Below are 10,797 nucleotides of genomic sequence, written 5' to 3'. Positions count from 1 at the left end.
CTAAAAACGCAAGAAATGTTGAAGAGATTGCGGCTGCCGCAGAGCATCTAAATGCAATGACGGATGAGCTGCATGCGAAGCTGGAGACGTTTAGAACGTAAATAAACAATTCCTATTAAAACTCCTTCTATAGGGAGTTTTAGCAACCTCATTTAGATTGACAAATATGGTAAATTTACCTAAAATGTTTAAAAAATAAAAGATTACTTAATGAACAAACAAAGCAACCAATGTCAATCATAAAACTAGATTTAAAATCAAAACTGCTTCTTTTATCGATTATCACTATATCCTTTATTTTGATACTCTCGTTTATGCTTCTTTTTAAAGCAGCTGATGATAAAAAAAATCTTGAGACGACAAAATACCGCATTCTTGAAGCACAGGTCATCTCTAGAGTAATCCACTTTATGCAGATAGAGAGAGGGCTTATAACGGGGCTTATCGCAAGCGAGAATCTAAACAGCAGTGACGATAAGCTTTTATCTGCCATGAATGATTTAGACGGGGCAATTGATGATGCAAAATTTACTTATGCACAAACCAAAAACAGCAATAACTACATTATGGATGTTTTAAGTGATGTAAAACTAAACAGAAAATCAATCTATCTGCTCAAAATGTCGACGACCGATGCTAAGAGCTACTACACAAAAAATATAGCCACGCTTCTTAATTTTACAAGAACGATTCCCTCTATGATGAATGACAAAGAGAATAGAAACATCATACAGGCGTATACTCATCTATCCTCCGCAAAAGAGGCTTTGGGGCAGATAAGAGCTACTTTAAGTGAGGTTTTAATATATAATAAATTCTTAAAAAGTACACTTGCCTCTTTTGCGGGCAATCTTGAGCTATACAATCTCAACAGCATAAGTTTTCAAGCAATAGCACCCGATAATATCTTGATATTTTACTACGATACCTTTAAAGGGGATGTTGTAGACGAGACTTTTAAGATAATAGATGAGGCACTAAGGAGCAAAAACGAAAATCTCTTTAACACAAACGCAGGGTATTGGTTTGAACAATCAACAAACACAATAAACCTTTTAAAAGCTGTAGAAGATAAACTTTTTTATGAAGTAAATAAAATAATCAACAGCAAGCTAGACCTTGCTTTTTATGAGATAGTAGCCCTATCCTTCTTTCTAATCTTTAGCATAATAGCACTTACTGTTTTAATGATAATGGCTATTCGAACTGTTCTGTTTAAAACAGATGAGCTTGAGCAGGAGCATAGCGACTCACTTCTGCTTTTAGAGCAGTATAAATCTGCCGTTGATAGGAGTTTTATAGTTTCCAAAACTGATGCGCAGGGAATTATTACCTATGTTAATGATGAGTTTTGCAAAATTAGCGGCTATACAAAGAATGAACTTCTAGGAAAGCCTCATAACATTGTAAGGCATCCGGATACCCCAAAAGAGACCTTTAAAGAAATGTGGCATGCTATAAAAAATCTTAAACAACCGTGGTTGGGAGAGCTTCAAAATCTAAATAAAAACGGGACATCTTACTGGGTAAAAGCTGTTATAAACCCCATTATGGACAGAGAAGGCAATATTGTAGAGTATATTGGAGTAAGAACAAATATATCAGAGATAAAAAATGCTTCCACAATGGACTTCTTGACAGGTTATGGGAACAGAACCAAGCTAAACAATGACATCAACCCCCTTGAAAATCTCTCAGTTGCGATTTTTAATCTTGACAACTTTAGACAGATAAATGACTTCTACGGTCATGAATTCGGCGACGACGTCATCAAGGGATTGGGAGACAAAATATACAACTCTGTTTTTAGTGACTCTAACCTTAGATTTTACAGACTTCAAGGAGATGAGTTCGTAATACTCGGCACATCATACACAAGAGCACAGTTTGAAAGTATAGTAAAAAATATCTCAGAGGAGATAAAAGAGGGTATAGCACTTGAAAACGAGCAGATATTGATTTCTTGCAGCTGTGGTGTCTCATTTGAAGAGGATAAAAACAGACTTCTCTCTACTGCAAATATGGCACTTAAAATCGCCAAAAAAAGTAACAATAACTACCTTGTTTATAAAGAGAGCATCTCCTTAAATAAAGAGTATGAAAACAATATTATGTGGAGCAAAAAGCTCTCAAACGCACTAAAAAACAAAAATATCATTACCTACTATCAGCCAATTGTAAATAATAAAACTCTCGGTTATGAGAAGTATGAGTGTTTGGTCAGAATGATAGATGGAGATAAGATTATATCTCCGTTCTTCTTCTTGGGTGTTGCGAAGCAGACAAGACAGTATTTCGATATTACAAGAACCGTAATAGAACAATCTTTCGAGATGTTCAAAGATAAAGATGTTGAGTTTTCCATAAACCTCTCCATAGACGATATTTTAGAGCCTCAAATTTCGCAATATATAATTATGATGCTTGAGAGATACGGTATTGGCTCTAAAATTGTTTTTGAAATAGTAGAGTCTGAATATATCGAAAAATTTGAAGATGTAATAAACTTTATAGCCAAAGTTAAAAAGTATAACTGCAAAATTGCGATTGACGACTTTGGAACAGGATACAGCAACTTTGAGTATCTTATAAAACTAAAAGCTGATTATCTAAAAATTGACGGCTCCATTATAAAAAATATAGACAAAGATGAAAATGCCTATTTGGTGGTATCGACTATTGTAGACTTCTCCAAAAAGCTAGGGATGAAGACGGTTGCAGAGTTTGTGGAAAATGATGAGATTTTCAATATTGTAAAAGAGCTTGGTGTCGACTACTCGCAAGGTTACAAATTTAGCGAAGCAAAAAAAGATATAGATCAGGGCCTGTGATTGAACATGCAACTGCCTAAAAAGTTAGTAGTGATTGGCGCCTCAACCGGCGGCCCTGGGCAGATAGAGAAGATTATAAAATCTCTGCCTGTTTTAAGCGATACGGTCGTTCTTATAGCCCAACATATGTCAATGGATTTTATACCGAGTTTTACAAAAAGATTAAAAGAGCTTAGTGTCAATACCATTAGCATGGCACAAGATGGCACTTTCATTGAGTCTGGAAATATCTATCTTTGCCATGGGATGACATCTGCTAAAAGAGATGGCTACGGATTGAAATTTCAAGTAGAGTTATCACAACAATATAAGTATAATCCCGATATAAATACGGTATTTAACTCGCTTGTCCCTTTTGCTCAAGATATAGAGATACTAGCTGTGATACTAACAGGCATCGGAGATGACGGTGTTGATGGATGCAAACAACTCTCGCTAAGTGGCGCGAGAACAATAACGCAAGACGAGAAGAGTGCCATAGTTGATGGCATGCCAAGCAGAGCAAGAAAAGAGATTCAAAATATTGAGATTGCCGATACGCAGACAATTCAAGAGAAAATAAGGAGCTTTTGCAGCTGATGTTTAGTTTTTTTAGAAATAAAAAGCAGGTTGCAGATACGGCTCAGCAAAATATTATACAAGATTATAGAGATGTGACGCCTGTTGCTGAGTTTTTTAAAAATGAAACAGGTGTAACTTTCGATAAACAGGTATCAATTTTACAAAATAAAGTTACAACATTTTGCAAACATAGAGAGATAGACTCCTTTACAGAACTCCTAAAAAAAATGGAACATGAGAGAGAGCTAAAGCAAGAGCTTATAGACTATCTGACAACAAATGAGACCTTTTTTTATAGAGAGTTTAAACAGATAGAGGAGCTTGTAAAACTGGTGAAAGATGCCGATAGAGAGGTTGCTGTTTTATGCGCCCCCTCCGCAACCGGTGAAGAGCCATACGGCATCACAATAGCTCTGCTTGAGGCAGGTGTAGCTCCAAATAAATTCCATATTACAGGAATAGATATTAACCTTGATGCCACATCCAGGGCAAAAAAAGCACTTTACAGAGAGAGAAATGTAAGAAATCTATCTGAGGGTGTCATAGAGAGATACTTCACAAAAAGTGATTTGCTTTATGCCTTAAGAGAGTCGGTTAAATCACAGGTAACATTCAGGGTTATAAATCTTTTTGACCCCTCTTTTAAAAACATCGGAAAGTTTGATTTTATATTTTCAAGAAATATGCTTATCTATTTTGACAAAGAGACAAAATTAAGAGCAAAAGAGATTTTAGAGAGTATAAGAAAGAATCCAAATCAAGAGATATTTTTCGGACATGCAGATCTGTTTTAAAAATAGTAACAAAAAGTAGTAAGAAGAAGTTTTAGATTTGGTGCAGATTGTGCAAAACTAAGCCCGACTGCGTACTGTAGTACGCCGAGTGGGTTAGTTTTGTGCAAGATGTGCTGAAGCTAGAACTTTACTAGACTCTAGATTCTTCGCGGCGCTGGAGATACGCCCATTTTTCGTCTACTCTATCTTGCCACTCTTTAATGAGGTACTTATACTCATCTTTAAAGAGGTGCTTAAAACGTCCCTGAGCAGCTAAATACTCCTCTACAGGAACAATATTTTTAGGTCTGTATGTAATATTCAACTCATGTCCGTCGATTATCTCATAAAGAGGGAAAACCAAGGAGTCTGTTGCTAAGTCTGTAATATTCATCGTATCTTTAGGGTCAAATTTCCACTCTGTTGTACAAGGGGAAACAGCATTAATAAATACAGGTCCATCTACAGAAAATCCGTGCTGAATCTTCTTGACCATATCTTTCCACTTGTTTGGAGCAACTTGAGCGGCATATGGAATACCGTGTGCAGCCATTATGGATACAATATCTTTTTTATTTTTCTTCTCACCGTAACTAACGCGACCTGCCGGTGACGTAGTTGCCGAAGAGCCTATCGGAGTAGAAGATGATCTCTGTCCGCCCGTATTTGCGTAAACCTCGTTGTCAAGAACAACATGCATTATATTGTGACCGCGTTCCATACATCCCGAAATCCACTGGAATCCGATATCATAAGAAGCACCGTCCCCTGCAAAAGATACAAACTTAGGATTACGTTCAGGCTGCTTAAGGCGATTTTTTCTCTTAAGCGCTTTATACATACTCTCTGCGCCGGCAACAGCCGTTGAGCCGTTTTCAAATCCAATATGAATCCAAGAAGCATCCCATGATGTATACGGATAAACTGCCGTACAAACTTCAAGACAACCTGTCGAAGCAGAAAGAATCATATCATCATTTGTCGCATTCAGAACTTCACGAACTATAATAGAGTGTGCACAACCCGGACATAAAAGGTTAGCACCCTCAAAGCGGTCAGCCGATGTTGAAAACTCTTTTAAGTTTTTTATTTTTTTCATTTCACTCATGCTTGTCTCCTTATAGGTATGCTAGTTTCGGTCCACGAACACCGATAAACTGCTGTAGAGGCGTAGTAATCTTACCTGCATCAACATTGGCTTGAAGCTCTTTAAAGAGAGCCACTAAATGAGCTTTTGTTAAGTCACGACCACCCAATCCATACACATACCCGCTAAGCATAGCTTTTGTATCCGTATTGAAAAGTGAACCTGCTATCTCATTGAAGAGCATTCCTGGAGCGCCGTTTGGCGATGAGCGGTCAAGCGCAGCGATTGCCTTAACACATTTTAATGCCTCAGCAATTTCAAAGAACGGGAATGGACGAATAACTCTTATACCCACCACACCGGCTTTAATACCCTGCGCTCTCATCTCAGTCGCAACTTCACGAGCGGTCTCAACAGAGCTGCCCATACAAACAACACAAACATCCGCATCATCCATATCATACTTCTCTACCATATTGTACTTACGACCGCTCAATTTCTCAAACTCGCTAAATGCCGCCTCTATTTTTGGGAACACTTTTGTCATAAGATCGTTATGCTGACGTGCCTTATGCTCAAAGTGCCAATCTTCTTCTGCTTGAACACCATGAGTTACAGGATGCTCAAAATCAAGCATATCGTTCATCGGTTTAAATTCACCGACAAATCCGTAAGCCTCATCATCCGTTAAAGTGTGAACACCTTGCGCCGTATGAGAAGTCATAAATCCATCTTGGTTCACCATACATGGAAGTCTTACATCGTGATCTTCACTAACTTTAAATGCTATAAAGTTTAAGTCATAAGCATCTTGAGGACAGTAGGCATCAAGCTGAATCCAGCCGCTATCACGACCTAGATACATATCAGAATGGTCACCGTTAACGTTAAGCGGAGCAGCAAGTGCACGGTTTACAAGATTTAAAACTATAGGAAGTCTCATCCCTGATGCTTGATAAAGTGTCTCAACCATAAGCGCAAAGCCTTGAGAAGATGTAGCCGTAGCAACACGACCACCAGCAGCAGCAGCACCGATACATGCACTCATAGCCGCATGCTCTGACTCAACCATAACAAACTCACCCTCAACGTAGCCATCGGCGGTAAATTGTGCATATCCCTCAACTATAGGAGTTGATGGAGTAATCGGGTATGCGGCAACAACATCAACTTGAGATTGTCTTAGGGCTTGCGCAGCGGCAAAATTTCCATCCCATACTTCGATATCTTCTAATTCCATTTTATCAAATGCCATTACGCTTCCTCCTCGTCTTTTTTAGGCCAACTAGCAATCTCTGTCTCTTCATCGGCTTGTTCAGGGAACATTAGAAGTGATTTGGGGTTTGTAGGGCAAACCTCAACACATATTCCGCATCCTTTACAGTGATCCATATCTACGCCGATTAATTTTTTGTCTCTTGAAATTATCGAAACATCCGGACAATATATCCAACAAAACTGACAATCAATACAGTAGTCTTTGTTAAATACCGGCTTGATCAATCTCCAGTCAGCCACACTTGCAGTGTAAGAGCTGTTTTGAGAGTATGCACGATCCTCTTGTCTCGTGCCTGCAATGTCATCTATCTTTCCGTCAAAAGTACGAAGCATAGCCCCGATTTCGAACTCATCCCATCCTTTTTTTGCCATCATAAATCCCTTACTTTACTTCATCGTATGCGCGCTGGATTGCAAGCATATTTGAATCGATAATTTTCTGTGGTAGTTTTCCAAGAACTCTTTTCATGCTCTCTTTGAAAAATTCCATATCATACATTCCGGAAATCTTCATAAATGCGCCAAGCATAGGTGTATTTGGAATTGGGCGGCCAATAGTTTCATTTGCGATTGTAATACAATCAACAGTGTAAACTTCTTTTCCCTCTAGCTTTGGTTGAGCTTTTTTTAACTCTTCAGTAGTCATGTGAGTAGTAATAATATATTTTGTACTATCTTTATGATTTATAGTGACATCTGTTGTAAAAGTCAATGCTGGGTCTATTACAAAAACATAGTCAGGTCTCATATATTTTTCGTGATTCATAATCACTTTTTCGTCAACACGGTTATAAGCCGTCATTGCCGCTCCACGTTTTGCAGATCCGTAAAACGCAAATGCCTGCACATGCTTACCAGTTGTAGAAATAACATTAGCTAAACCTTTAGCACCGGTTACAGCACCTTGTCCGGCACGACTATGCCATCTAATCTCTAGCATAAACTCTCCTTCTCTTTTATATAAGAACCTTGATTCTATTTTACCCCTTATTCTAGACAAGTTGCTCTTAAAAATAGCTTGATATTTTGTTCTTTTTTAATAACAAAGAAAAGTGTGTTATTTTTTCCTCTTTCGCAAGTATATAGCGGCTTCTAAGGCATCATTCAATATAACATTTGTAAACATTTTTAATGTTTTTGCATCATCATAACCGCTTAAAACTCCTATGGAATTTACACCTGCATTTTGTGCGGCAATAAGGTCTAGTTTTGTATCTCCAATCATCCAAATCTCTCTGTTTTTGGTGTCGAGTTTTTCCAAAGCTTTCATAATCGGCTCGGCATGCGGCTTTGGATTTTGCACATCCTCTCTGCCGATGAGAACTTCAAAGTGATGCATGACATTAAAATGCTCCATCAATATCTTTGAGTAAAGTCCTGTTTTTGTCGTAACAATCCCAAGAGTGGCAAACTGGCTTGCCAACTCTACCGCCTCTTTTGCATTTTTGAGAAGCTGCGTTTTTTGAGTTGAGATATCTCTGTAGCGCTCTTTGTATGTCGTAATAATCTCAGCAATTACGCCCTTCTCAACTCCCAAATTTTCGTACATAATATCCAGCGGATAGCCTATTAATGACTTAATCTCTTCATCATCTTTTCTTGAGAGTTTATGAAAATCAAAAGAGTGGTGAAACGACTCTAAAATCGCCTCCGTCGAGTCAATTAAGGTACCATCCAAATCAAACAAAATTATCAAACTATTTCTCCCATTTTATGTAGTTATGCCAAATTCCGCTTGGAGCCGGTTCTATGTTTTTTATATTTTTACTAACCGTCGTAATTGAGTTTGGAATGTATAAAAAAAGGTATGGATTTTCATCCGTTATTATCTTAAACATCTCCCTCCATGACGCAGAGAGACGCTCGCTCTCAACCATGCTTTGAGACGCCTCTATCATCTTGTTTATTTTTGGGTTATGGTAGCCCACTAAATTAAACCCGCCCTGCTTATCGTTATCGCTGTGCCAAAACATGTAAGGGTCAGGCGTCGGGGAGAGTCCCCATCCAAGCAGTACGCTGTCAAACTTATGAGGAAAAACCACCATATTTAAAAAAGCCTGCCACTCCATAACCCTAAGCGTAACAATTACCCCCGCTTTTTTTAGCTGATGCTGAAGTATCTGCGCAGCATAAGGTCTTATTTCGCTAGAGTTTGAGGTTGCTATCTCAAAAGTAAAGGGATTTTTCTCATCATATCCTGCCTCGCGTAATAGCTCTTTTGCCCTCTGTATATCCTGTGAGGGTGCTTTAACGCTCTCGTTAAACGCTTTAGTGCCGGGTAAAAAAGGTCCTGTGCAAACCTTTGCATGACCAAAGAAGAGAATTTCTACAAGCTCCTCTCTATCGATGGCTAAAGAGAGCGCCTCTCTAACTTTTGGGTTTTGAAACTTCTCTAAACGAAGATTAAAACCTAGGTAGGTGTAGGATTGAGAGATATTTTCATAGATGTTAAACTCTTCAAAAAAGCTGCTATTTAACTGCTTCTCATACTGCATAGGTTCAATGCTTCCTACATCAAGAGCGGAGGATTTTAGCATCAAAAAACGTGTCATGGGGTCGGCTATGACATGAAAAGAGATAGTGTCAATCTTTGCCCTGCCCTCAAAGTAGTCATCAAAGGCGCTGAGAATAATATTTTTAGAGTGCTCCAGCTGATAAAGTTTGTATGCTCCCGTGCCTATAGGGTTTGTATTGAAAGAGGAGCTCATCAGATTTTGCTCATCTTTTAAAATATGCTGGGGCAAAATACCCATCATCCATGTCTCTAGCGCCTTAAAATATGGCTGCTTATATTTTACTCTCACGCTTAGTTCATCAACAGCTTCAACACTCTCGACAAATCTAAAATTTGAGCTGTATGGCGAGCTTATTTTGGATGACACAAGCACCTCGTATGTAAAGAGAACATCCTTTGCGCTAAAACTCTCCCCGTCATGCCACTTCACCCCTTTACGAAGTTTAAAAAGGAGCGTCTTCTCATCTTCAAAATAGAACTCCTCCGCCAAATCCCCTATGATTGTTGATAAATCTTTATCATACTTTACTAATCCATTAAACAAAAAACCTGTTATCTCCGATGAGCTTGAATCTGTTGCGAGTATGGGATTGAGCCGTGAGGGATTGGCAGAGGTTGCTAAATGAAGTGTTGATGCTTCACACTCATTGAGAAAAAGATTTAGTGATAAAAACAGAAACAGTAAATAGCGCAAAATGACTCTTTTTTTGAGCGATTATATCAAAGTAAAATAGAAGAAAATGTTAATGAAAAATTTGGAGGAGATTTTTCCAGTGCGAAAAGCACTGAAAAAAAAGTTTTTGCAGCGATTAACGCTTAGAAAACTGACGAGAACGACGTGCTTTACGTTTACCCGGCTTCTTACGTTCAACAATACGTGAATCACGAGTCATCATGCCCTCAGGTTTTAGTATAGCTTTTAACTCTGGGTTAAATTTTACTAATGCGCGAGAGATACCATGACGAAGTGCGTCAGCTTGACCACCGAAACCACCGCCTAAAGTAGTAGCTACGATATCAACCGACGTATCTTGTTTTGTTAGTGCAAGAGGTTGCTTAACACGAAGTTTTTTCGCCTCTAATCCGCCTAGCCATGCGTCTAACGAAAGACCGTTGATGCTTATATTTCCGCTACCCGGAGCTAACCATACTTTTGCTATTGACGCCTTACGACGTCCTGTTGCATATATTTTTGCCATCTGGTTTCCTTACTTAGCTAGTTGTGCAGTGTGAGGATGCTCAGCACCTGCATAAATTTTTAATTTTTTAATCATTTTAGCACCAAGCTTAGTTTTAGGAAGCATACCGCGAGTAGCTAATTTATAAAGCTTCTCAGGATTTTTCTCTAAAAGTTCAGTCATTTTAGTACTTTTTACACTACCGAAGTAGCCAGAGTATGAAAAATACTCTTTGTTAGCAATTTTGCCAAGACCGTTGAATTTTGCTTTTGAAGCATTAACAATTACAACATAGTCTCCACAGTCAATGTTTGGAGTAAAACATGGTTTGTTTTTACCGCGAAGTATTGTTGCAACTTCAGTGATAATACGACCAAAAGTTTTACCTTCAGCATCAATCAAAACCCATTTTTGATCGATTTGTTCAGGAGTTGCAATTTTCGTAAATTTCATTCTTGAACCTTTCAAGTAATTTTCTTAACATCAACATAAAATAATGTCTGTTTAATTGGCGAAAGTATATCTTCTTAAGCTTATAAACAACTTAATTTATGTTTTTTTTAAGGTTTATCTA

The 10,797-nt window shown here is 38.2% G+C and carries 11 protein-coding genes; 3 read left to right on the top strand and 8 right to left on the bottom strand.

Going from position 1 to position 10,797, the window contains the following annotated elements; translation table 11 throughout:
- Positions 1-230: 230 nt before the first annotated feature.
- The 3 genes from IBX42_RS09370 to IBX42_RS09360 are packed head-to-tail and all read left to right on the top strand — an operon-like array spanning position 231 to position 4,186.
- Positions 231-2,831 (top strand): EAL domain-containing protein, encoded by a 2,601-nt coding sequence (locus IBX42_RS09370; protein ID WP_294932165.1) that lies wholly within the window; start codon positions 231-233, stop codon positions 2,829-2,831.
- A gap of 6 nt (positions 2,832-2,837) precedes the next feature.
- Entirely contained in the window at positions 2,838-3,410 is a 573-nt protein-coding gene (locus IBX42_RS09365; RefSeq protein WP_294932162.1) for a CheB methylesterase domain-containing protein, read from the top strand.
- The gene (locus IBX42_RS09360) at positions 3,410-4,186 is read left to right on the top strand and encodes a CheR family methyltransferase (RefSeq protein WP_294932159.1); all 777 of its coding nucleotides are present in this window, start codon (positions 3,410-3,412) and stop codon (positions 4,184-4,186) included. Before IBX42_RS09365 ends, IBX42_RS09360 begins: the two co-directional genes overlap by 1 nt.
- A gap of 130 nt (positions 4,187-4,316) precedes the next feature.
- On the opposite strand, the gene IBX42_RS09355 is transcribed toward IBX42_RS09360, so the two are convergent.
- From IBX42_RS09355 to rplM, 8 genes are all read right to left on the bottom strand, one after another.
- Positions 4,317-5,273: a thiamine pyrophosphate-dependent enzyme gene (locus tag IBX42_RS09355; protein ID WP_294932156.1), complete on the bottom strand. Its 957-nt coding sequence runs from the start codon at positions 5,271-5,273 to the stop codon at positions 4,317-4,319.
- A gap of 10 nt (positions 5,274-5,283) precedes the next feature.
- On the bottom strand, positions 5,284-6,507 hold the full coding sequence (locus IBX42_RS09350; RefSeq protein WP_294932152.1) for a 2-oxoacid:ferredoxin oxidoreductase subunit alpha: 1,224 nt from the start codon (positions 6,505-6,507) through the stop codon (positions 5,284-5,286).
- Positions 6,507-6,902: a 4Fe-4S dicluster-binding protein gene (locus IBX42_RS09345; RefSeq protein ID WP_294932149.1), complete on the bottom strand. Its 396-nt coding sequence runs from the start codon at positions 6,900-6,902 to the stop codon at positions 6,507-6,509. Before IBX42_RS09345 ends, IBX42_RS09350 begins: the two co-directional genes overlap by 1 nt.
- 10 nt (positions 6,903-6,912) lie before the next feature.
- Complete coding sequence (locus IBX42_RS09340) at positions 6,913-7,470, bottom strand: pyruvate flavodoxin oxidoreductase subunit gamma (protein ID WP_294932146.1); 558 nt, start codon at positions 7,468-7,470, stop codon at positions 6,913-6,915.
- A gap of 117 nt (positions 7,471-7,587) precedes the next feature.
- Complete coding sequence (locus IBX42_RS09335) at positions 7,588-8,226, bottom strand: HAD family hydrolase (protein ID WP_294932143.1); 639 nt, start codon at positions 8,224-8,226, stop codon at positions 7,588-7,590.
- Between the two features lies 1 nt (position 8,227).
- On the bottom strand, positions 8,228-9,739 hold the full coding sequence (locus IBX42_RS09330; RefSeq protein ID WP_294932140.1) for a peptide-binding protein: 1,512 nt from the start codon (positions 9,737-9,739) through the stop codon (positions 8,228-8,230).
- A 115-nt stretch (positions 9,740-9,854) separates the two neighbouring features.
- The gene (gene rpsI / locus IBX42_RS09325; RefSeq protein WP_294932137.1) at positions 9,855-10,244 is read right to left on the bottom strand and encodes a 30S ribosomal protein S9; all 390 of its coding nucleotides are present in this window, start codon (positions 10,242-10,244) and stop codon (positions 9,855-9,857) included.
- A 9-nt stretch (positions 10,245-10,253) separates the two neighbouring features.
- Complete coding sequence (rplM, locus tag IBX42_RS09320) at positions 10,254-10,676, bottom strand: 50S ribosomal protein L13 (RefSeq protein ID WP_294932135.1); 423 nt, start codon at positions 10,674-10,676, stop codon at positions 10,254-10,256.
- Positions 10,677-10,797 lie beyond the last annotated feature (121 nt).

The sequence above is a fragment of the Sulfurimonas sp. genome, from assembly GCF_014859695.1.
Lineage (GTDB): Bacteria > Campylobacterota > Campylobacteria > Campylobacterales > Sulfurimonadaceae > Sulfurimonas.
This window is presented reverse-complemented; position numbering and strand designations above follow the sequence as displayed.